This is a genomic window from Novosphingobium sp. 32-60-15 (genome assembly GCF_002280675.1).
In the GTDB taxonomy this organism is placed as follows: Bacteria; Pseudomonadota; Alphaproteobacteria; order Sphingomonadales; family Sphingomonadaceae; genus Novosphingobium.
Map to the genome: position 1 here is coordinate 25,505 of NZ_NCEN01000002.1, position 20,268 is coordinate 45,772.

General features: G+C 60.4%; 20 protein-coding genes. 13 read left to right on the forward strand and 7 right to left on the reverse strand.

All coding sequences use genetic code 11. The features are described from left to right. The first annotated feature begins 2 nt into the window (after nt 1–2). The 8 genes from B7Y89_RS01640 to B7Y89_RS01675 all read left to right on the forward strand — a co-directional run bounded on the left by B7Y89_RS01640 (nt 3) and on the right by B7Y89_RS01675 (nt 7,511). Nucleotides 3–521 (forward strand): nuclear transport factor 2 family protein, encoded by a 519-nt coding sequence (locus B7Y89_RS01640; RefSeq protein ID WP_292935121.1) that lies wholly within the window; start codon nt 3–5, stop codon nt 519–521. Between the two features lie 25 nt (nt 522–546). Next, a complete protein-coding gene (locus tag B7Y89_RS01645; protein ID WP_292935122.1) occupies nt 547–1,866 on the forward strand; it encodes an aromatic ring-hydroxylating dioxygenase subunit alpha in 1,320 nt (439 codons plus the stop codon). Between the two features lie 5 nt (nt 1,867–1,871). Further along, nucleotides 1,872–2,423 carry a VOC family protein gene (locus B7Y89_RS01650; protein WP_292935123.1) on the forward strand — a complete coding sequence of 184 codons (552 nt, stop codon included), beginning with the start codon at nt 1,872–1,874 and terminating at the stop codon, nt 2,421–2,423. A 33-nt stretch (nt 2,424–2,456) separates the two neighbouring features. Further along, nucleotides 2,457–2,891 carry a nuclear transport factor 2 family protein gene (locus tag B7Y89_RS01655; protein WP_292935124.1) on the forward strand — a complete coding sequence of 145 codons (435 nt, stop codon included), beginning with the start codon at nt 2,457–2,459 and terminating at the stop codon, nt 2,889–2,891. A gap of 120 nt (nt 2,892–3,011) precedes the next feature. Then, nucleotides 3,012–4,358, forward strand: a complete 1,347-nt coding sequence (locus B7Y89_RS01660; RefSeq protein ID WP_292935126.1) for an aromatic ring-hydroxylating dioxygenase subunit alpha — start codon at nt 3,012–3,014, stop codon at nt 4,356–4,358. A gap of 212 nt (nt 4,359–4,570) precedes the next feature. Further along, nucleotides 4,571–6,328 (forward strand): FAD-binding protein, encoded by a 1,758-nt coding sequence (locus B7Y89_RS01665; RefSeq protein WP_292935128.1) that lies wholly within the window; start codon nt 4,571–4,573, stop codon nt 6,326–6,328. Then, the gene (locus tag B7Y89_RS01670; RefSeq protein ID WP_292935130.1) at nt 6,325–6,738 is read left to right on the forward strand and encodes a hypothetical protein; all 414 of its coding nucleotides are present in this window, start codon (nt 6,325–6,327) and stop codon (nt 6,736–6,738) included. The genes B7Y89_RS01665 and B7Y89_RS01670 overlap by 4 nt, the downstream gene beginning before the upstream one ends. Continuing rightward, nucleotides 6,735–7,511 carry a glucose 1-dehydrogenase gene (locus tag B7Y89_RS01675; RefSeq protein ID WP_292935132.1) on the forward strand — a complete coding sequence of 259 codons (777 nt, stop codon included), beginning with the start codon at nt 6,735–6,737 and terminating at the stop codon, nt 7,509–7,511. Before B7Y89_RS01670 ends, B7Y89_RS01675 begins: the two co-directional genes overlap by 4 nt. 244 nt (nt 7,512–7,755) lie before the next feature. On the opposite strand, the gene B7Y89_RS01680 is transcribed toward B7Y89_RS01675, so the two are convergent. From B7Y89_RS01680 to B7Y89_RS01690, 3 genes are read right to left on the reverse strand one after another with little or no spacing between them, the layout of a single operon-like run. Next, nucleotides 7,756–8,112, reverse strand: a complete 357-nt coding sequence (locus B7Y89_RS01680) for an EthD domain-containing protein (RefSeq protein ID WP_292935134.1) — start codon at nt 8,110–8,112, stop codon at nt 7,756–7,758. Beyond that, the gene (locus B7Y89_RS01685) at nt 8,109–8,912 is read right to left on the reverse strand and encodes a TIM barrel protein (RefSeq protein WP_292935136.1); all 804 of its coding nucleotides are present in this window, start codon (nt 8,910–8,912) and stop codon (nt 8,109–8,111) included. Before B7Y89_RS01685 ends, B7Y89_RS01680 begins: the two co-directional genes overlap by 4 nt. Continuing rightward, nucleotides 8,909–10,087, reverse strand: coding sequence for an SRPBCC family protein (locus B7Y89_RS01690; RefSeq protein WP_292935138.1), 1,179 nt, complete (start codon nt 10,085–10,087; stop codon nt 8,909–8,911). The genes B7Y89_RS01685 and B7Y89_RS01690 overlap by 4 nt, the downstream gene beginning before the upstream one ends. Nucleotides 10,088–10,280: 193 nt before the next feature. Between B7Y89_RS01690 and B7Y89_RS01695 the strand changes: the two genes are divergently transcribed. Beyond that, a complete protein-coding gene (locus B7Y89_RS01695) occupies nt 10,281–11,906 on the forward strand; it encodes an AMP-binding protein (protein WP_292935139.1) in 1,626 nt (541 codons plus the stop codon). 42 nt (nt 11,907–11,948) lie between these two features. Here the strand turns inward: B7Y89_RS01695 and B7Y89_RS01700 are convergent, their stop codons facing one another. Together B7Y89_RS01700 and B7Y89_RS01705 are read right to left on the reverse strand one after the other, a co-directional pair. Beyond that, complete coding sequence (locus tag B7Y89_RS01700) at nt 11,949–13,424, reverse strand: FAD-dependent oxidoreductase (RefSeq protein ID WP_292935140.1); 1,476 nt, start codon at nt 13,422–13,424, stop codon at nt 11,949–11,951. Between the two features lie 4 nt (nt 13,425–13,428). Further along, the gene (locus tag B7Y89_RS01705) at nt 13,429–14,235 is read right to left on the reverse strand and encodes an SDR family oxidoreductase (protein WP_292935141.1); all 807 of its coding nucleotides are present in this window, start codon (nt 14,233–14,235) and stop codon (nt 13,429–13,431) included. 142 nt (nt 14,236–14,377) lie between these two features. Between B7Y89_RS01705 and B7Y89_RS01710 the strand changes: the two genes are divergently transcribed. The 4 genes from B7Y89_RS01710 (at nt 14,378) to B7Y89_RS01725 (ending at nt 18,448) form a co-directional block, all read left to right on the forward strand. Continuing rightward, nucleotides 14,378–15,139, forward strand: coding sequence for an SDR family oxidoreductase (locus B7Y89_RS01710; RefSeq protein WP_292935142.1), 762 nt, complete (start codon nt 14,378–14,380; stop codon nt 15,137–15,139). Between the two features lie 12 nt (nt 15,140–15,151). Then, nucleotides 15,152–15,694 (forward strand): VOC family protein, encoded by a 543-nt coding sequence (locus B7Y89_RS01715; protein WP_292935143.1) that lies wholly within the window; start codon nt 15,152–15,154, stop codon nt 15,692–15,694. A gap of 149 nt (nt 15,695–15,843) precedes the next feature. Beyond that, the gene (locus B7Y89_RS01720; RefSeq protein WP_292935145.1) at nt 15,844–17,253 is read left to right on the forward strand and encodes an aromatic ring-hydroxylating dioxygenase subunit alpha; all 1,410 of its coding nucleotides are present in this window, start codon (nt 15,844–15,846) and stop codon (nt 17,251–17,253) included. Nucleotides 17,254–17,263: 10 nt separating this feature from the next. Then, nucleotides 17,264–18,448: an SRPBCC family protein gene (locus tag B7Y89_RS01725; protein WP_292935147.1), complete on the forward strand. Its 1,185-nt coding sequence runs from the start codon at nt 17,264–17,266 to the stop codon at nt 18,446–18,448. A gap of 46 nt (nt 18,449–18,494) precedes the next feature. Here B7Y89_RS01725 and B7Y89_RS01730 read toward each other — a convergent pair whose 3' ends face one another. Both B7Y89_RS01730 and B7Y89_RS01735 read right to left on the reverse strand, forming a co-directional pair. Then, nucleotides 18,495–19,223, reverse strand: a complete 729-nt coding sequence (locus B7Y89_RS01730; RefSeq protein WP_292935149.1) for an SDR family NAD(P)-dependent oxidoreductase — start codon at nt 19,221–19,223, stop codon at nt 18,495–18,497. Then, nucleotides 19,213–20,235, reverse strand: coding sequence for an NADP-dependent oxidoreductase (locus B7Y89_RS01735; RefSeq protein WP_292935151.1), 1,023 nt, complete (start codon nt 20,233–20,235; stop codon nt 19,213–19,215). The genes B7Y89_RS01730 and B7Y89_RS01735 overlap by 11 nt, the downstream gene beginning before the upstream one ends. Between the last annotated feature and the right edge of the window lie 33 nt (nt 20,236–20,268).

Below are 20,268 nucleotides of genomic sequence, written 5' to 3' on the forward strand. Positions count from 1 at the left end.
GGATGGCATTCGATATGGAAGCCGAAGTACGCGATCTTTGTGCCCGCCGCGATATTCACGATTGCCTGTGCCGCTACATGCGCGGGCAGGACCGGCTTGATCCCGAACTGCACCGCAGCGCATTCCATGACGATGCCTGGGTGGATTGCGGGCTGATGCAGGGCACGGCGGATGAATTCGTTGCTTTTGCGCAAGGATTTCTGGCCGATCTGGGCGGCAGCCAGCACATTATCGGGCAGGCGCAGATCGATGTGCGGGGCGATGAGGCATCGGGCGAGGTCTATTTCTATGCCTGGCATCGCACGGTTGAGGATGGCGAGGCCAAGGATCTGGTCGTCGCGGGGCGTTATGTTGACGAATACACCTGCAAGAATGGGCAGTGGCGCATTAGCTGCCGTCGCGAAATAGTGGACTGGGCGCGTACCGACCCGGCGGCTGACGGTTTCCTTGATGGCAACCCGTTGGTCAGACCGGGGCGGCGCGGAACCGACTTCAGCCAGACCCGCGATTGGCCGGTCTGACAAAGCGCTTCAAAAGGATGCCAAGATGACCGTCCAAGACAAGATTTCCCGCTATTCACCGGACTTTGACGTTGCCGTGCGCGGCGATACGATCACGGCAGACCGTTACATCACGCGCGAGTGGATGGATCTGGAAAACAAGCACTTGTGGCCAAAGGTCTGGCACCTTGGCGGCGTGCTGGCCGATCTGGAAGAAGAGGGCGATTTCATCCGCCACAACTTCGGCAAGGAATCTGTCGTCATGGTCCGGCAGGAGGACGGCTCGGTCAAGGCGTTCTACAACACCTGCCCGCATCGCGGAAACCGGCTGGTGCTGGGTGATGCCGGATCAGCCCCGCGTCTGACCTGCGGTTATCACGGCTGGCAGTTCGATACGGCAGGCACGCTGGTGCATGTGCAGGACCCCGATGACTTTGCAGGCGGCAACCCTTGCGGCAAAGTGAAGCTGGCACAATTGCGTTGCGAAACGTGGGGGCCGTTCGTGTTCTGGTGCATGGACGATGATGTTGCGCCGCTGAAGGAATGGCTGGCCCCGCTGACCGAGCGGCTGGCGGGCTACAAGCTGGACAACTGGGTGCGCGTATTTGCGGTTTCGGCAGATTGCGAATTCAACTGGAAGATCATCCGCGATAACTTCAACGAGAGCTACCACCTGCCCACGATCCATCCCGAACTGGCCACTTTCATCAACGACGGCCTGCCCACGACGCTGTTTGAAATGTATGAAAGCGGCCACAATTCGATGTGGATGATCGGCCATCAGGCCACGAGCCGCAAGGATTACGTGAGCGGCGATGTGCCGCCGGGCCTGTATGAAGCCGCCGAAGCTTGGGGCATCGATCCCAAGGAATATCGCGGCCGCACAGCGGACATCCGCGAGGCGGTTATCAAGGCCAAGCGCGAGCGCGGCGCGGATGCGGGATACGATTACAGCGCCATGACCGACCAGCAACTGGTCGATTATTTCCACTGCACGCTGTTCCCCAATCTGACGATCACGATGTCGCCCGAACAGTGCCAGATCCTGCGCACCGAACCGCACCCGACAGACCCCGAAAAGTGCGTGTTCCAGCACTGGTGCCTGTATCCGCAGAACGCAAAGATGACCGAAGTCATCACGCCGGTTGGCCCTGCACCGCTGCGTCATGACGCGATCACGCGGCATTCGGTTTACGGCGATGGCGTCTCGGTCGGCTATGTCGCGGATCAGGACTTGTCCATCGGCACCACGCAGCAGCAGGGCCTCAATTCGCGCGGCTTCAAGGGCTGCATCCTGCCGGGCCAGGAAAAGCGTGTGCAACGCTTCCATGAACGGCTGAACGATTTTGTCTTGAACAAGGATTGATGGCGATGAGCGGAATCACGGTAACGCCGGGGCAGACCAGCCCCCATCTGATGCAGGTGGCCTTCATTGTCGATGACGTGGAAGCCGCAGCAAAGGCGTGGATCGCCACGACCGGCATCGGGCCGTTCTACATGGTTCCGCACATCGAATTGACCGAAATGACCTATCGCGGGGAACCGGGTGAGGGGTGCGATTTTTCGGTGGCGCTGGCGCAATCAGGCGGGATGCAAGTGGAACTGATCCAGCAGCATTGCGACCGGCCCAGCGCCTATCGTGATACGATTGCCAAAGGTGCGCAGGGCTTCCACCACTTCTGCATCTATACCGACGATTACGATGCCTGCCGCCAACGTTATGTCGATCAGGGCTTTGTTGTCGCGGTGGACAGCAAGTTCGGGAACATGCGCTTCTGCTATGTCGATACATCGCCTGCGCTTGGCTGCATGATCGAGATTGTCGAGCAGGACGATCTTGAAACCGAGGCGTTCACGAAGATCGCACAGGGCGCGGCTGACTGGGACGGCGTGACCGATCCGATCCGCCCTCTTTTCGCCTGAAAACAAAAGTTTGCCCGAGAGGATTTGACGCCCATGCAGTGCCCGATTGAAGACCGGTTCGCGATACAGGACCTTATGATCGCTTATGCCCACGCAGTGGATACGGTGAGCGACATTGACGCCGTGCTTGATGTGTTCACGCCCGATGCGGTGTTCGATCTTTCAGGCATCGGCCTGACGCCGCAAGTGGGGCACGCGGGCATTCGCGAATTCTTCACCAATGTTTTCGCCAATATGACGCACCATGCGCATTACCTGACCAACTTTGCGGTGACCGCCTACGCCGGTGATACCGCCACGATGCGCGCTTATGTCATCGGCATGGGTGTGGGCAAGGATGGCAGCACGGTGACGGTGAATGGGCGCTATTACTTTGACGTTGTCCGCACCGATGCTGGCTGGAAAGCCACGCGCTATACCATGGACTTCCTGATGCCGCTGACCGGCACTTTGGAAAACGCCAAATAAGGACAGGTATGATGGCGCTGTGCTGAAAGTGCAGTGCCGGATCGCCCACCCCTGACCTCTCCCGCGTTCGGGAGGGGGATGAAGCACTGCGCCTAAGCCGCGCTACATATGAGGCCCATCATGGCGACATATATCGAAGTTCCCAATCCGCAGGCGAGCTATCCGACCCATCCCGATGCGCAGTTCCCGCAGGCGCGCGGCGATGCGATTACGGGCGACCGGTACTGGTGCAAGGATTTTTCCCGCCGCGAGTGGGACAAGATGTGGACGCGCATCTGGCATGTGGGCGGCCGCGCGGCGCAGTTGGAAGAGGCAGGCGATTTCATCACGCACAACTTCATGCGCCAGTCGGTCATGATGGTGCGCCAGAAGGACGGCAGCATCCGCGCCTTTCACAACGTCTGCCGCCATCGCGGCAACCGGCTGGTCGGCGTGTCGGAAGGCGGGGTGACCGATCACTTTACCTGCCCGTATCACGGCTGGAAATGGAACATCGACGGCGCGCTGGACCATGTGCAGGACGAGGAGGATTTCCCCCAAGGATCGCCATGCGAAAAATTGCGCCTGAAAGAAGTGCCGTGCGAAACATGGGGCGGGTTTGTCTTCTACAGCTTTGATCCCAATGCCGTGCCGTTGCAGGAATATCTGCATCCGGTGCCGGCGTTGCTGGCCAACCGCGATCTGGCCAACTGGAAGCGCGTTGTCTGGCGCACGCTGCGGGTGAACACCAACTGGAAGTTTGCGTCCGACAACTTCAACGAAGCCTATCACATCCCGGCGGTGCATCCGCAGTTCGAAGGGATGATCGACGATCACTATTCGACCACCGTGTTCGAAATGTACCCCACCGGGCACAACCGCATGATCGAGAAGCTGCAACCATCAAGCCGCTATCCCGATGCGCAGCAGATGAAGCCGCTGTGGGCGCAAGTCCTGGCCGAATGGGATCTTGATCCGGCAGCGTTTGAAGGCCGTGCGCAAGAAGCGCGCATCGCCTTGCAGCAGGCGCGGCGTACGCTGGGGCCGCAGCGCGGCTTTGCCCACTTTGACAAACTGACCGATGACGAACTGACCGACCAGTTCCACCACACCTGCTTCCCCAACCTGACGCTGACCGGGACACCCGAAGGTCTGCACGTGTTCCGCACCGAACCCGATATGGAAGACCCCAACTGGTCCACGTTCGATTACTGGTATCTGGCACCGGAAGTGGCAGGCGGCGCTGATGTGCCGACGCTCTATGGCTTGCGTCCGTGGCAGGAAGCCGAACACCAGACCGGCGATTTTGCGGCCTATACCGCCGAAATTCCGCAGGGCGATTTCCTGATTCAGGATCTGGAAGTGGCGGTGACGCAGCAGCAGGGCCTGCATTCGCTGGGCCATGATCAAGCCTATCTTGCCGGACAGGAAACGCGCGTCGGGCGCTTTCATGAAGTGATCAACGATTACCTTGAAGGGCGGCGTTGAGGCGATCGGCCGATACCATGAAATAATCGGGATTATGTTGTTCGCAAATACGACCCTTACTTTCGTCATTGCGAGCCCCGCGAAGCGGGGAGAAGCAATCCAGAGCGGTGTGTAACAACTCTGGATTGCTTCGTCGGCTCCGCCTCCTCGCAATGACGAAGTGATGTTTGCAAACGACACAAGCGCCAAAATGACAACGGGAGAACTTTCCAATGACTGAAAAGACCACCAAGGTTGGCCGCCGTCAGGTTCTGGCAGGTGCTGGTATTGCGGCAGCCGCCGCCGCATCGGGCGGAATTGCCACTGCGGCGCGCGCGGCAGATGCACCGGCAGCGGCAGGATCATCGTCAACCTGGGATCACGAATGTGACCTGTTGTGCATTGGCAGCGGCGCGGCTGCGGGTACGGCGGCGGTCACCGCGCTGGCCGCCGGGGCCAAAGTGATGATGGTTGAAAAGATGCCCATTCTTGGCGGCACCACCGCCAAATCGGGCGGCGTGACATGGGTGTTCAATCACTTCATTTTCCGCGAACAGGGCATTGCCGATCCCAAGGCCGATGCACTGCGCTATACCGTGCGTTATGGCTATCCGCGCCAGTACAATCCCGACAGCCCGACGCTGGGCCTTGATGAAAACCGCTTCCGCGTGGTTGAGGCGTTCTACGATCATGGATCGGCGGCGGTGGACCATTTGCGCGCATTGGACGCGGTGCAGTTCAAGCAGTTCCGCCTGTTTCAGGTGGACAAGCCCGCGCCCGATTATGCCGACCATCTGCCCGAAAACAAGGTGCCGACAGGCCGCGCATTGGAACCGGCGGTCGGGTCTGGATCATCGCAGGGCGGCGGCAGCCTTGCCAGCCAGATGCACGCTTATCTGAAGGCCAAGGCCGTGCCGATCTTGACGCGCACCCGCGTGACGCGCGTGATCAAGGACGCATCGGGCCGCGTGATTGGCGCAGAAGCGGTGCAGGGCGACAAGACGCTGCGCATCAAGGCCAACAAGGGCGTGGTGTTCGGCACCGGCGGTTACAGCCACAATGTGCAATTGTGCGATGTGCACCAGCCAGCGGTTTACGGATCATGCTCGACGCCGGGATCGACCGGCGATTTCATCCCGATTGCGCAGGAAGCTGGCGCGATGATGGGCAATCTGGGGCTGGGCTGGCGCACGCAAGTGGTGCTGGGCGAGGCGTTGAAGACCCGCGCCATCGGCCTTGGTGCATTTGTGCTGCCGGGCGATTCCATGATCCTTGTCAACAAATACGGCAAACGCGTGGTCAACGAAAAGCGCGATTACAATGACCGCACGCAAGCGCATTTCAGCTATGATCCGGCGCATGAGGAATATCCCAACCACCTGATGTTCATGCTGTTTGACGAACGCAGCATCGATGCTTTCGGCGGCGCATTCCCGTTCCCTGCCAACAAGGCCGAACAGCCGCACCTTATTGAAGGGATGAGCTGGGACGAAGTGTTCACCAAGATTGATGCACAACTGGCCGAGTGGACCGGCCGCACCGGCGGCGCGCGGCTTGCGAGCGAATTTGCGGGCAATGCCAAACAGACGATCAGCAATTTCAACGCTTATGCCAAAAAGGGTGTCGATCCTGAATTCGGGCGCGGCAAGTATCTGTATGACCGCGAATGGCACTTGCTGTTTTCGGCCCGTCGCGCCGGCACGACCCAGCCCGAAAACCCGCATCCCAACAATACGATGCACCCGTTCGCGCCCAAGGGGCCATATTATGCGATCATCCTTGCGCCGGGCACGCTCGACACCGCAGGCGGGCCACAGATCAACGCCAATGCGCAAGTGCTGGCGGCAAACGGACAGCCGATCCCCGGCCTATATGCTGCGGGCAATTGCATTTCTGCACCCACCGGCCAGGCCTATCTGGGCGCAGGCGGCACGATCGGTCCGGCTGTGACCTTCGGCTATATCGCGGCAAACCATGCGGTGAAGGCATGAGGCGTATTGCCCTTGGCGGCGCGGCGTTGCTGGCTGCTGCGTGCAGCGCGCAGGCCGAAGTGGCGGCGGTTCCCGCTGCCTCGGTTGCAGTTTCCTATCAGGCGGACATCGTGCCGCTGCTCGAAAGCCAGTGCGCCACTTGTCATCTGACGGGTGAGGAAGCGGGCGGCATGTCGCTGGTGGGCGATGTGGCGCGTGATTTCCTGGTCGGCAAACCATCGCAGGAAGCACCCGCCATCATGCGTGTGGTGGCAGGCAATCCTGATGCCAGCTATCTGGTAATGAAGCTGGAAGGCACGCATCTGGCCAATGGCGGATCGGGCGGGCAAATGCCGTTCGGCGCGCCGCCTTTACCCCCTGAACAGATCACCAAAGTCCGCCAGTGGATTGCGGAGGGAGCAAAACCGTGAACGCCAATCTTGTGAACCTTGCCGGAAAAGTCGCCATCGTCACCGGCGCGGGCGTTGGCATGGGCGCGGCAACCGCGCGCCTGCTGGCAGCGCGCGGGGCCGAAGTCATCGTATCGGACATCAACGATGAAACTGGCGCTGAAACGGTTGCTGCGATCAGGGCTGATGGCGGCACGGCGCATTTCGTCATGGCCAACGTGGCTGACGAAGCGCAAGTCGAGGCGCTGGTGGCGCAAACCGTTGCCACGTACGGGCGGCTTGATTGCGCGGTGAACAATGCCGCGATTACGCCCGACATCCTGCCCATCCACGAAGCGGATATGGCGGTGTTTGATCGTGTGCTGAATGTCGATCTGCGCTCGGTCATGTTGTGCATGAAGTATGAAATCCGGCAGTTGCTGGCGCAGGGCTCTGCCGGTTCCATCGTCAATATCGGGTCGGTCAGCTCATTCCGGCCCCAGCCCAACAACGCGGCTTATGTTGCGGCAAAGCACGGCGTCATCGGCCTGACCAAGACCGGCAGCCTTGAATATGCCGGCCGCAATATCCGCGTGAACGCAGTGCTGCCCGGTGCGATTGATACGCCGATGCTGCGCGGCGCGCTGGAAACCACCGGCTTTACCGAAGCAGACTTTGCCCCCGCGCTCAGCCTGTTCGGGCGCTTCGGACGGCCTGAAGAAGTGGCCGAAGCCAGCGCGTGGCTGTGTTCGGACGCATCAAGCTATGTCACCGGCCACAGTCTGGCGGTTGAGGGGGGTTATCTGACGCGGTAATATCTTGATGGCTTGGGGAAGCATATCGCCGCTGCGGTGAGTTTATTTTGGTACCCGTTGGCCGTTATCCCCTTCGGCAAGGCAGTCGCCCAATCCTGTCATGCTGAACTCGTTTCAGCATCCATTCCTCCCCACGCACCGCCGTGTGATTGGAGAGATGGACCCTGAAGCAAGTTCAGGGTGACGAAATGGGGATAACGTAGGCGAATGGGGAACGCGCTAACCGAGTGCAGCTATAAATTACCTAAACTTGCGGCAGCGCTGATGCGTGTGCCTCAACCGCGTAAGTGCGCATCCGCGAACGGTCGAACAGGCGCTCCTCGTCCGTAACGATTTCGGCCATTGTTGCCGGATCGGCCATCGCGGCAAAGCAGGCGTCGCAAGTGGCCTGATCGGGGAAGTCGATCTCCAGCACCACGTCGAAATCGAGCGCGGCGTCTGTTCCGTCCAGCGGGTGCAGGTGTTTGCGGACATAGCGCGTGGCCCAGCCCGACAGGACTTTCTCACCGATCAGCCGGTGGCGCGTTTCATAGTACGCGATGAAATCGGCCTTGGTCATGCCTTCGCGGCGTTTGAGCAGGGTGAGCACGGTTACCGTCATGCATAAGCCTCAAGCCAGCGGCGCGTTGCATCGGCCACGGCGCGGGCGCGCAGGGCGGGGTGGGGGAAGGCATCGCGCAGGGCCTCTGACCGCAATTCGATGGCCAGCGGGATGTTGGCGGGAAGTGCGTGGTAGAGCGCGGCCAACGGAAGCGCACCTTCGCCGCATTGTTCGCGCAAGTTGATGGCGTCGTGGATCACCGCGTCGAAATCTGCGGGATCGGGGCGCAGGGCACGGGCATCGCAGAATTGGGCGTAAGGCAGCAGAGCGGGGTCCACTTTGGCGATTTGCGCCACGGTGGTGCCTGACCGGTCAACATGGATCGGATCAATCAGCAACGCGCGCAAGGGGTGCGCCACCTGATCAAGGATGGTGAGTGCCGTAGCCAGGTTCTTCACCTCGGTAAAGATGCCGAACTCCAAGGCGACGCGCATGCCCGATGCTTCGGCGTGGCGGCACAAGGCGGCCAGATGCGCGGCGGTGCGGGCATGATCGGGATCGGACGATACGCACAGCACATTGGCCGCGCCCAGTTCTGCGCCCACGTCGATGATCTTGCGGTGATCGTCAATTATGCTGTCGGGCTTGATCCAGACCACTTCGACATCGAGCAGCGGCAGGCCGGTTGCGGCCAGCGCGGCGCGGGCATCGCGGGTGTGGGCGGGGGTCCATTCAAGGGGATCGACCCACAGCCCGACCATATCGAAGCCGCCCGCGCGGGCAGCTTCGATGGTATCAACCGGGCCAAATTCGGGCACGATGCCCGATGCGAACGAGATCGGGTTCATCACCCTGATCACATCACAGGTTCGGGCAAGTCCTTGTCATCTTGCAAGTACCAGTCCAGCCATTCGTGGAAGAACTGGTTACCGCGTTCGTTCCGGCCGAACATCAGTTCATCATGCGCGCCTGATTCAAGACCCTTCTGGATTTCAAGACCGATCACGTAATCTTCGGTGTAGGTCACATCGCGGAAGAAGTTCATCGCCGCTTCGACATTGGCGCGGTCTTCCTCATCGCGGATCGGTTCGCGGCGGAGGTAATTGAGGACGGTGCGGTTTTCGCCCGGCGTGGGTCCGGGGAAAAGCTGTGCCACTTGCGTGATTTCGGGCGCGATAAAGGCCGACACGTTGGGGAACATGATCCGCACGAAATCAAAGCCGTTGTTTTCCTGTGTGCCCCAATTATCGCGCGGCACGTCCTTCAACGCTTCGGCAATGCGGTGGTGCGGAAAGCCGATGCGCTGGTGCGGGCCGAAACCTTCGTAATGCATGCAATTGGATGGCGTGCGCGGGAAAATGGTTTCGGGGTGCAACGATGCGAAGTGATAGCCTTCAAGATAGCCGTCATAGGCCACTTTCCAGTTGGCACCGTGAATCGTGCGGCTGCCCATATAGGTCCAGTTGCCGAAATCGAGGGCCTGGAAATCGTCAAGGAAACCACGGAAATAGGCATCAACGTCAATCGGTGCATTGGGCGTCAGCACGACGAAAATCATGCCCGCGCGCTCTTCACACGGCAATTCGCGCAGGCCCATTTCAGACTTCTGCACTTCGCCGAACTTGCTGGCTTCGGAAACGCCGATCAACTTGCCATCGGCGCCATAAGTCCAGCCGTGGTATTTGCAGGTGAAGCGCGGGCAATTGCCGTGGCCTTCGGAGGCTACGGGCGCGGCACGGTGCGAACACACGTTGAGGAACGCGCGGACTTTGCCCGCCTTGTCGCGGTTGATCAGCACCGGCATGCCAACGGCATCCATCGCCTTGTAATCACCCGCATTGGGCAATTCGGCGGTGAAGGCGAGCATCAGCGGCACGCGCTTGAAAATCAGCTCCATTTCCGCCTTCCACTGATCGGGATCAGTATAGCTGCGGGCCGGTACGCGCATGGTAGTATCGGTGAGGAAGGTCTCTTTGTTTTCGACATAGTCGCGCATGATGGCGGCGACATTCCCGATACGCTCAATTCTGTTCATCTGGTATGGCCTCTCCGTGCCCGCTTGGCGGGTTCAGATGACAACCATGCCTTGCATGCGCGCGCGGGGGAAGCTGTGACAGGGGTTAGGTTTTGGGTTTGACGGGCTGCCTTTACGGGAAGGGCGTGGGAGAAGGCCCGAACTCGCCTTTTCGCCAATTGCAGGGCAACGGGCGGGCGGGGGACAGGGGGTTATGATCAAAGATACTGCAAAACCGTGGGACTGGCTCCCGATTCCGGCACCGCATCAACTGGCTTTTGCCCGTGATGGCGTTTGGGGGATGAAGACGCTGGCCGATCTGGCGCGCGAACGGGCGCAGCAAACGCCTGATTTCGTGTGCTTTATCGATGGCGAGGGCAGCTATACTTTTGCGCAAGTGCTGGCGCAGGCGCAAAGCCTGGCCGCAGCGCTGCAGGCGCGCGGGATTGGCGCGGGCGATGTGATCGCGTTTCAGGTGCCGAACTGGCGCGAGGCGGCGGTGATCAATCTGGCGGCGGTCATCGGCGGGATGATCGTCAACCCGATTGTGCCGATCTATCGCGACGCTGAAATGCTGATGATGCTGGGCGATTGCCGCGCCAAGGCGATCTTTGTGCCGCAGCAATGGCGGCGGGTGGACTATGCCGCAATGGCGGTCCGTTGCCGCGATGCGCTGCCCGATCTTGAGCATGTTTTCACCGTGCGCGGCGATGGTCCGGACGATTTTGCTGCGCTGGTTGCTGCGGGCGAAAGTGCAGCATTTTTCGCGCCGGTGGTGGACCCCATGGGCGTAAAGATGGTGCTTTACACATCGGGCACTACGGGACGGCCCAAGGGCGTGTTGCACAGCCATTGCACGCTGGCACACATCGTTGCGCAAAGCGGGCGGCACTGGGGCATGCAGGCGGGCGAGGCGACGCTGATGCCTTCGCCGGTCACGCATGTATCGGGCTATGCCAACGGGCTGGAAGCGCCGTTCATTTGCGGCATCCGGTCGGTGCTGATGGAGGCGTGGAACGCGAACGAGGCGCTGGCGCTGATCGAGCAGCACAGTTGCGTGGGCACCGTGGCGGCAACGCCGTTTCTGGTGGAACTGGCAGCAGCGGCGCGCGCGGCGGGCAAGGGCTTGCCCAAGTTCCGCTTCTTTGCCTGTGGCGGGGCGGCGGTTCCGGCAGACCTGATCCCCGCAGCCAATGCCGCGTTTGAAAACGCCCGCGCTTTCCGTGTGTTCGGTGCATCTGAAGTGCCGCTGGTATCATTCGGGTGGCCGCAGGATGAACGCCTTGCCGCGACGACCGATGGCGAAGTGGTGGATTATGACGTGCGGATTGTGGACCATAATGACCATGATCTGCCGCGCGGGACCGAGGGCGAAATTCTGGCGCGTGGGCCGGGGATGATGATGGGCTATGCCGATCAGGCGCAGACAGCAGAAGCGATTACGCCCGATGGCTATTTCCGGACAGGCGATCTGGGCGTGCTGTCCGCCGATGGCGCGATTACCATCACCGGACGCAAGAAGGACCTGATCATCCGGGGCGGCGAGAATATCTCGGCCAAGGAGATCGAGGACGTGCTGCACAGCCACCCCGCCGTGCGCGAAGCCGCTGTTGTTGCCATGCCGCATGACCGGTTGGGCGAGGGCGTGTGCGCCTACGTTATCCTGTGCGGCGATGCCGATGCAGCCGCGCTGGCCGCACATGTGGGCGCATCGGGCATGGCCAAACAGAAAATCCCCGAACGCTTCGAGATGGTCGACGATTTCCCGCGCACTGCCAGCGGCAAAGTGCGCAAGGACCAGTTGCGCGCTGCAATCAAGGATCTGCTGGCAGCGGGATGAAGCGGCGGTTCAGGCCCGAACCGCCGCTTTGCCGCGCATTTGTCAGCCCCAGTTTGCCCCGGCGGCATGGCGCCCGGCACGACGGCCGAAATAGCTGCCCGGCCCGAGGCTGAGGCCGCTGGCATAGGCTTTGCCGGTGCGCGGGATGTGTGCCGCGCTTGCGCCTACAACGTAGAGGCCCGGAACCACGTTCGAATGCAGGTCCAGCGCGCGGCCCAGCGCGTCTGTCTTGATCCCGCCCAGCGTGATGAACAGGTAGTGCGATTTGTCAAAGCTGATGTCGAAGGCGGCATATGGCCCCTGATCGAGCGGCTTGATCCAGTCAGGGTGCTTGTGAAAGCGCGAATCCTGTCCCTTGGCGGCATCGGCATTGTAAGTGCGCATGGTTTGCACCAGTGATCCGGCGGGCAGGCCAAGGCCCGCTTCCATTTCCTCGACCGTTTCCCAACCATCGACCAGCGTATGCTTGGCCAGCGGGTTTTCGGGATAGGCAAAGATTTCGCTGTCAACGATCAGGTATGCCGTCTGGCCCGGTTGCTCCATCACAAAGTTGCCAAGGCGGCCGTGATAGACATCCTCGCTGACAAAGCGTTCGCCGTTGCGGTTGATGACGATGCCCTTGATCAGCTGGCCGGGCGGATAGATTGACGCGGTGGGGATCACCCCGTCCATCGCCACGGCATGTGCGCCCGCCGAAAGGCCAAGGCGCACGCCCGCGCCGTCGTTGCTGGGTATGCCAAGCGGTTCGCTGGTTTCGGTCAAAAGCGGCAAGTGCTGTTTGATCAGCGGTTCGCACATGTTGTGGCTGCCGCACGCCACGATCACCCCGCGCCGCGCCTTGATAAACAGTTCCGCGCCCGGTTGCTTCACCTTGACGCCGATAACCCTGCCATCAGCCTCGTCCTGCACCAGTGCGATGACCGCGCTGTCGTAAATGGCGGCAATGCCTTCGGCCTCGCAGCGTTCCAGCAGCGGCTTCATGCCTGCCGATCCGGCATTTTCGCCCACGCCTGCAACTTTGTGGCCACGCGGGGCGGGACGGGCGGCTTCGCGATAAGGCCACGCCTTTTCGTTCCCGGTCCACATCAGGCACGTGGTGTCTTCCAGCCAGACCGCTTTGCCGGGGAAGTATGTGCGCTCGAACGGGACGCCTTGCGCTTCGAGCCAGTCGAAGTGGTCCTTGCAGTCGTTGGCGAAGGCAATCGCGGCATTCGGATCGAGCGGATCGCAGCTGGCCAGCAGGAAGGCGGCGAGCTGTTCGGCATCATCATCATAGCCTGCGGCCTGTTGCACAGCAGTGCCACCGCCCAGATACCAGATGCCCGATGACAGCGCGCTTGCGCCACCGCCGCCTGAGGCACGTTCAATGATCAGCACTTTTGCGCCCGCGCGATGGGCCTCAAGCGCGGCACAAGTGCCGGCGGCGCCTTGGCCCGCGACGACAACGTCAACTTCCTCGTCCCACTGTGCAACATCGGCAGGGCGGATCACGGCCGGAATATCAGCATTTTGCGTCATGGGTTCACTCCTTGCCCGTCGCCTTTGCCACGCTGGCGCTGATTTCCTCGCGCGTCGGGTTGCGGCGCAGGGTGAGGCCGCCGTTCACTTGCAGGTTCTCGCCGGTCATGAAGCATTCGTCACTGGCAAGGAATGCCACGGCGGCAGCGACATCTTCGGACGTGCCCCAGCGGCCAAGCGGATAGCTGTTGCGGAAGCTTTCAAACAGGCCGGGGACGCCCTTGGCAGCTTCATTCATCGGCGTGTCGGTAAGGCCGGGCGAGATCGAGTTGGCGCGGATGCCTTCGCTGCCGAATTCATGCGCGATGCAGCGCACGATGTGATCGGTGCCCGCTTTTGTGCCCATGTAAATGGCGTGATCGTTCAGCATGATCGTTGCGGTGGCCGAACTGATGGTGATGAGCGATCCGCCGCGTCCGCCAAGCGACGTGGCCATTTTGCGAACCATGGCCTGAAAGAACTGGTGCGGGCCGACCAATTGCAGCGCGGTCATCGCGTCCAGCTCTTCACGCGTCACATCAAGAAACGGTTTGAGCAGGCCCCATCCGGTGGCGTTGACGGCAATGTCAATGCCGCCCATTTGCGCCACAGCGGTATCGGCAAGCGCGTTGACGCTGGCTTCATCGGTAATGTCGCAAGGTGCCCACAAACAGCCGGTGGCGGCGGCAAAATCGGCCAGAACGCTTTCCTTGCGGCCTGCGACAAGGACGGTTGCGCCTTCATCCATCAGGCGCTGTGCGATGACCTGTCCCATGTTTCCGGCGCTGCTGGCGCCAAGCACTACGGCGGTTTTGCCATCCAGACGTTTCATGCAGTATCTCCCGATCCGTGTTTCATTCATGCTATCATCGGGCGCGCAATCGCTGTTCCTGTTCAAAAGGGGAGTAGTGGCGCTGCCGTGCCCCCTTCAAGGAAGGTAGCAACGTATTTTCGGGATTTGAGGAGCAAAGCGCATGGATCTGGGTCTAAAAGGCAAGAAGGTTATCCTTACCGGCGGCAGCCGCGGCATTGGCCGGGCGACGTTGGAAATTCTTGCGGCAGAAGGCGCGGATATAGCTTTTTGTTCACGCAATGCCGAACAGGTTGCCGAAGCAGCGGCATCATTTGGCAAGCACGGCGGTAAAGTGTTCGGCTCGGCCTTCGACATGGATTCAGGCCCTGACGCTTACCGTGCCTGGCTATCGGATGCTGCCGAAAAGCTGGGTGGCTGCGATATCTTCATCCCGATGATTTCAACTTCGGGATCGGGCCAGACCGGCGATTGGCAAAAGGGCCTTGATCACGACATCATGGGTTCGGTCATCGGCGTTGAAGTGCTGGAACCGTTCCTTGAAAAATCGGAAGACGGTTCGATTGTCATTCTTTCGTCCACCGCAGGGCTGGAAACCTTTATCGTGCCGCAGGGCTACAATGCCTTGAAGGGCGCTTTGATCGTTTATGCCGGCCAGCTGAGCCAGGCACTTGGCCCCAAGGGCATACGCGTAAATGCGGTTTCGCCCGGCCCGATCAAGTTTACCGGCGGCAGCTGGGACGTGATCGAAGGCGCCGTTCCCGAATTGTATAAATCGGTTGAATCCGGGTTCGCGCTGGGCCGTTTCGGTGCACCAGATGACGTGGCAAAGGCTGTGGTATTCCTTGCAAGTCCGGCTTCATCGTATACGACGGGCACCAATCTGGTCGTCGATGGCGGCTTCACCAAGCGCGTGCAGTTCTAAGGAATAGCGATTATGACGAGCGGGGCCGGAAACGTGGGTGCGGTGGCAATCCAGCACATCGGCGTTTCTGTCCCCGATCTTGCAAAAGCGCGCGAATTCTACATCGATCTGCTGGGCGCGGTAGAGGTGGGCACGCCTCTGCAATGGCGGGCCAATCCGTTCATCGATGCGATTGTCGGATTGAAAGACAGCGCGGCGCGGCAGTTTATGTGCCGGTTGGGCAATGCCTTTATCGAAGTGTTCGAATATTCCTCCCCGCAACCAGCGCCACAAGACCCGGATCAGGGGGTAAACCGCTATGGTTACACGCATTTTGCGGTGCAGGTTGAAGATGTGCAGGCCTGCTATGAACGCCTGTTAGCAGCGGGCATCCGGGTCCATGCGCCACCTTCCTTACCCGGCATAACGGTTGACGCAGACGGCACCAAACATGGCTATGCCGCCACATATTGCCGCGATTTCTTCGGCAATGTCTTCGAGATCATGGAAATCTATGACCATGAACAGATCCACCCTGTGTGGCGGGCGGGCGAAGGCGTGATCACGCCGGACTGAGGGGTTGGGGTCAGGCTTCTGGGCCTCGTCAAAACGCCAGTCCCTAGCCAAAAGCGCAGGGGTGTGGGCCCCTCGTTCTTGACCTTGATCAAACGGTGATAGCGCAGTCCATGAGACAATCCGCTTCGTAACAAACGGAGAGGAAAATCATGGCTGACCGCGATCCCGGCGACTTTCAGGCCGCACGCTGCCCCGGTACAAGCTGGGAAGACATCCTGCGCAATGATGATGTGCAGCCGCCTGCGTTCATGACCGAAGACCGGTACGAATATCTGGGGTCTGAGGCGATTGATGCGGCGCGCTATTACAGCCCCGAATTTTTCAAGGCCGAGTGCGAGAAGATGTGGCCCAACGTGTGGCAATTTGCCGCGCGCGAGGAAGACCTGCCCGAAGCGGGGGATTACGTCACTTATGATAACGCAGGCCGGTCCTACCTGATCGTGCGGCAGGAGGATGGCAGCGTAAAAGCCTTCCATAACGTCTGCCTGCATCGCGGACGCAAGCTGAAAACCGATAGCGGCAGCGCCGAACAGTTCCTGTGCCCGTTCCACGGCTTTTCGTGGAACCCCGACGGATCATTGCGCAACATTCCGTGCCGCTGGGACTTTGCCCATCTGACCGACAGCAAGATGCAATTGCCGCAAGCCAGCCTTGCGCAATGGGGCGGCTATATCTTTGTGCGCGAGGCTGAGGATGGCCCGACCATCGAGGAGTTCCTGGCCCCGCTGCCCGAATTTTTCAAACGCTGGAAGCACGAAGGATGCGTGACCGTGGCATGGGTTGCCAAAGTGATCCCGGCCAACTGGAAAATCACGATGGAGGCTTTCATGGAAAGCTACCATGCACTGATAACACACCCGCAATTGATGCCGTTCACCGGCGATGCCAACGCGGCCTATCACGTGCTGGGAACGCACGTGAACGTCAATTATACCCCGTTCGGCGTGATCAGCCCGCATATCGAGGCGCAGGCAAAGGCCGAACATTGGCCCGAGCAGCGCATCATTGACGAATTTCGCAAATACAACGGCCGCAGCGCCGACAATTATGACGCGGACAAGGACAATTACGCCATCACCGTGCCAGAAGGCAGCACCGCGCGCGCCGCACTGGGCGCAATGATGCGCGAAGTTTCCGAAAAGCAGTACGGCGGCGATTACGCGGGCGTATCGGAAAGCGAGTTGCTGGATGCGCTGGTTTACAACGTGTTCCCCAATTTTGCGCCGTGGGGCGGGTTCATGCCCAACATCGTCTATCGCTGGCGGCCCTGGCCCGATCAGGACAAATGCCTGATGGAAGTCCGCGTCATCGCCCGCGTACCGCAGGGTGAAGCGCGTCCAGTCGGTGTGCCGATGCACATGCTTCGCGATGACCAGATCTGGGCCGATGCGCCGGAACTGGGCGTGCTGGGCGCGGTGCTGGATCAGGACAGCGAGAACATGGAATTGTGCCACGAAGGGCTGAAGGCTTCCAAAAATCAGGCCGTCGAACTCGCCGATTATCAGGAAGTGCGCATCCGCCACCTGCACCAGACGCTTGACCGCTATTTGAACGCTTGAGGGCCACGCCATGACCGAACTTTACGATAAATACGCCAATGCCGCCGAACGGATGCTGCATTTTGTCGAGACAAAGACGACCGATCAGGCGTCTGACATCATGCGCGTGCCGGTGGCCGATTATCTGGATGAAGGCCGCTTCAACCGCGAGATCGAGCGCATCTTCAAGCGGCTGCCGCTGATGCTGGCGCTGACTATCGAATTGCAAAAGCCCAATGATTACAAGGCGATGGATGTGATGGGCAAGCCGGTGCTGATAACGCGCGGCAAGGATGGCAAGGCGCGCGCGTTCCTGAATGTGTGCAAGCACCGCGCCATGCATCTGGCAGCAGAGGGCAAGGGCAATTGCGCGCGCTTTGCCTGCCAGTACCACGGCTGGACATATGCCAATGACGGCAAGCTGATCGGCATTGCCGAGGCCAGCACCTTCGGCGATCCCGACCGGTCGACCCTGCACCTGACCGAACTGCCCTGCGATGAGGCAGCGGGGCTGATCTTTGTCATTCTGACGCCCGATCTGCCGATCAATGCGGTGGAATGGATGGGTGGCATGTACGAAGACTTTGCCGCGCTGAAGCTGGAAACGTGGTATTACCACAAGAGCAAGGCGATGAAGGGGGCGAACTGGAAGGTGGCCTATGACGGCTATCTTGAAGGCTATCATTTTCAGGCCGCGCACACCAATACGGTTGCAACGCGCAGCCCTTCTAACCGGGCCAGTTACGAAGGGTTCGGCCCGCACATCCGGCTGGGCTTTCCGCAAAATTCGATCACCCGCCTGAAAGACCTGCCGCGTGACCAATGGGGGCATCAGGAAAACAACGGCTATGATTTTATCCGCATGCTGTTTCCCAACATGAGCTTCTTCCTTGCGCCCGAAATGGGCCAGTTGGCGCAACTGTTTCCGGGGCCGGACGCCAACCAGAATACCACCGTGATGAATTACATCTTTCCGGTAACGCCCGACACGCCAGCGGCGCTGGAACAGTTGGACAAGATGTGTGATTTCTTCTTCGATGTGGTGGAAGAAGAGGATTATTTCCTCGGCCTGAAAGTGCAGAACGGGCTGGAATCAGGCGCGATGACGCACCAGACGTTCGGGCGCAACGAACCGGGCAACCAGTTCTTCCACAAATGGGTGGCCTATTACCTTGATGAAACGGGGCAGACCCCAGTGCCGGTGATGAAGGGGTAGGCGTGGTATCGATGCCCCCTTCCGCCGTGCCGGAAGGGGGATCGCATCAGTGCCGCACCATCGCGCCGCCATCGACCCAGACCCCGTGGCCCGACATGAAGCGCGCATCATCGCTGCACAGGAATGCGATAACATCGGCGATGTCTTCGGGCTGGCCCAACCGGCGCAGCGGGGCCTTGTTTTCCCAGAACGTCTTGAATTCGGGCATCTGTTCGAATGCAGGCGCGGTCATCGCGGTGGCAATCGCCCCGGGCTGCACGCAGTTTACGGTGATGCCGAACGGCCCGAGTTCTGCCGCGGCAGATTTGGTAAAGCCCAGCACGGCGTGTTTCGATGCGGAATAGGCGCATAGCCCTTCATCGCCGTGGCTGGAGGTGGTGGACCCGATGGTGACGATGCGGCCTTTGCCCGCCGCCTTGAGATGCGGCACCGCATCACGCACAAGCCGGAAGACGGTCATCACGTTCACTTCCAGCACCCGCGCAAAATAGGCATCGTCGTGGTTTTCAAGCGGGTGGAAGGCGCTTATTCCGGCACAAGGCACCAGCGTATCCAGCCCGCCCATCGCGGCGACGGCAGCTTCGACCAGCCTCGCATTCGCGTTTGCGCCGGTCAGGTCCGCCACGAAATCAACGCCTTGTGCCGTATCGGCGGTGAACACTTGCGCGCCATCTGCGCGCAACCGTGCCGCCGTGGCCGCGCCAATGCCCGAAGCTGCGCCGGTGACAATCGCGCGGCGACCGCTCAATCGGCCTGCCATCGGTTCAAAGGCCATCGGCGATTTTCAGCACGAGTTTGCCGGTGTTTGCGCCAGTGAACAGTCGCATGAAAATGGCATAGGCGTTTTCGAGGCCGTCCTGCACATCTTCATCGATGCGCAGTTTCCCCTGCGCCATCCATTCGGCCATCACCGCACCACCTTCTGCAAAGCGCGGCACATAATCCATGATAAGATAGCCGTGGATCGTGGCCTGTTGCGCCAGCACTTGCCACAAGTTGCGGATGCCGATTTTGGTGGGGGAATTGTATTCGCTGATCAATCCGCACAATACGATGCGCGCATGCTTGGCAAGGTTCAGCAGTTCGGCATCAAACACATCGCCGCCCACGTTTTCAAAGATAACGTCAACGCCATCGGGTGCGGCCTGCCGGATTTCGGCGCTAAGTTCCTCGACCGATTTGCCTTTGTAATCAATGCTGACGTCAAAGCCGTAATCTTCTGTCAGGCGGCGGCATTTTTCAGCGCCACCGGCAATGCCGATCACGCGCGCGCCCATGATCTTGCCGATCTGGCCCACCGCTGATCCGACCGCGCCCGCCGCACCCGAAACGAGCAGGGTTTCGCCCGGCTGTGGCTTTGCGACATCAGTCAGCCCGAAATAGGCCGTCAGGCCAACCGCGCCCATCGCTGAAAGGAACCGCGATGGCGAATCAGTGATGGCCGGATCAACCTTCATGGTGAAGCCGCCGGCGTGATTGATCGAGTAATCCTCAAGCCCGTTCATGCCCAAAACCCAATCGCCCACAGCGAAATCGGAGGTATCCGAGGCGGCGACGATGCCAACCGTGGTGGCGCGCACCGGATCACCCAACGCAATGGGCGGCATGTAACTGGGCGCATCATCCATCCACCCACGCTGCGCCGGATCAAGCGAGGCGTAGCAATTGCGGACCACGAAGCCGCCTTTGGGAGCTTGGGGAACTGGTTGTTCTACAAATGAAAAGTCATCGGGGACCGGGGTGCCGACAGGGCGTCTGGCCAGCAGGAATCGGCGGTTTACAGTCATCGGGCTCTCTCCGGGTTGTTGGCGCAAGGATGC

Coding starts and splice junctions, on each gene's coding strand:
- B7Y89_RS01640 (WP_292935121.1), top strand. CDS start 3: ATGGCATTCGATATGGAAGCCGAAGTACGCGATCTTTGTGCCCGCCGC.
- B7Y89_RS01645 (WP_292935122.1), top strand. CDS start 547: ATGACCGTCCAAGACAAGATTTCCCGCTATTCACCGGACTTTGACGTT.
- B7Y89_RS01650 (WP_292935123.1), top strand. CDS start 1,872: ATGAGCGGAATCACGGTAACGCCGGGGCAGACCAGCCCCCATCTGATG.
- B7Y89_RS01655 (WP_292935124.1), top strand. CDS start 2,457: ATGCAGTGCCCGATTGAAGACCGGTTCGCGATACAGGACCTTATGATC.
- B7Y89_RS01660 (WP_292935126.1), top strand. CDS start 3,012: ATGGCGACATATATCGAAGTTCCCAATCCGCAGGCGAGCTATCCGACC.
- B7Y89_RS01665 (WP_292935128.1), top strand. CDS start 4,571: ATGACTGAAAAGACCACCAAGGTTGGCCGCCGTCAGGTTCTGGCAGGT.
- B7Y89_RS01670 (WP_292935130.1), top strand. CDS start 6,325: ATGAGGCGTATTGCCCTTGGCGGCGCGGCGTTGCTGGCTGCTGCGTGC.
- B7Y89_RS01680 (WP_292935134.1), bottom strand. CDS start 8,112: ATGACGGTAACCGTGCTCACCCTGCTCAAACGCCGCGAAGGCATGACC.
- B7Y89_RS01690 (WP_292935138.1), bottom strand. CDS start 10,087: ATGAACAGAATTGAGCGTATCGGGAATGTCGCCGCCATCATGCGCGAC.
- B7Y89_RS01695 (WP_292935139.1), top strand. CDS start 10,281: ATGATCAAAGATACTGCAAAACCGTGGGACTGGCTCCCGATTCCGGCA.
- B7Y89_RS01700 (WP_292935140.1), bottom strand. CDS start 13,424: ATGACGCAAAATGCTGATATTCCGGCCGTGATCCGCCCTGCCGATGTT.
- B7Y89_RS01705 (WP_292935141.1), bottom strand. CDS start 14,235: ATGAAACGTCTGGATGGCAAAACCGCCGTAGTGCTTGGCGCCAGCAGC.
- B7Y89_RS01710 (WP_292935142.1), top strand. CDS start 14,378: ATGGATCTGGGTCTAAAAGGCAAGAAGGTTATCCTTACCGGCGGCAGC.
- B7Y89_RS01715 (WP_292935143.1), top strand. CDS start 15,152: ATGACGAGCGGGGCCGGAAACGTGGGTGCGGTGGCAATCCAGCACATC.
- B7Y89_RS01720 (WP_292935145.1), top strand. CDS start 15,844: ATGGCTGACCGCGATCCCGGCGACTTTCAGGCCGCACGCTGCCCCGGT.
- B7Y89_RS01725 (WP_292935147.1), top strand. CDS start 17,264: ATGACCGAACTTTACGATAAATACGCCAATGCCGCCGAACGGATGCTG.
- B7Y89_RS01730 (WP_292935149.1), bottom strand. CDS start 19,223: ATGGCCTTTGAACCGATGGCAGGCCGATTGAGCGGTCGCCGCGCGATT.
- B7Y89_RS01735 (WP_292935151.1), bottom strand. CDS start 20,235: ATGACTGTAAACCGCCGATTCCTGCTGGCCAGACGCCCTGTCGGCACC.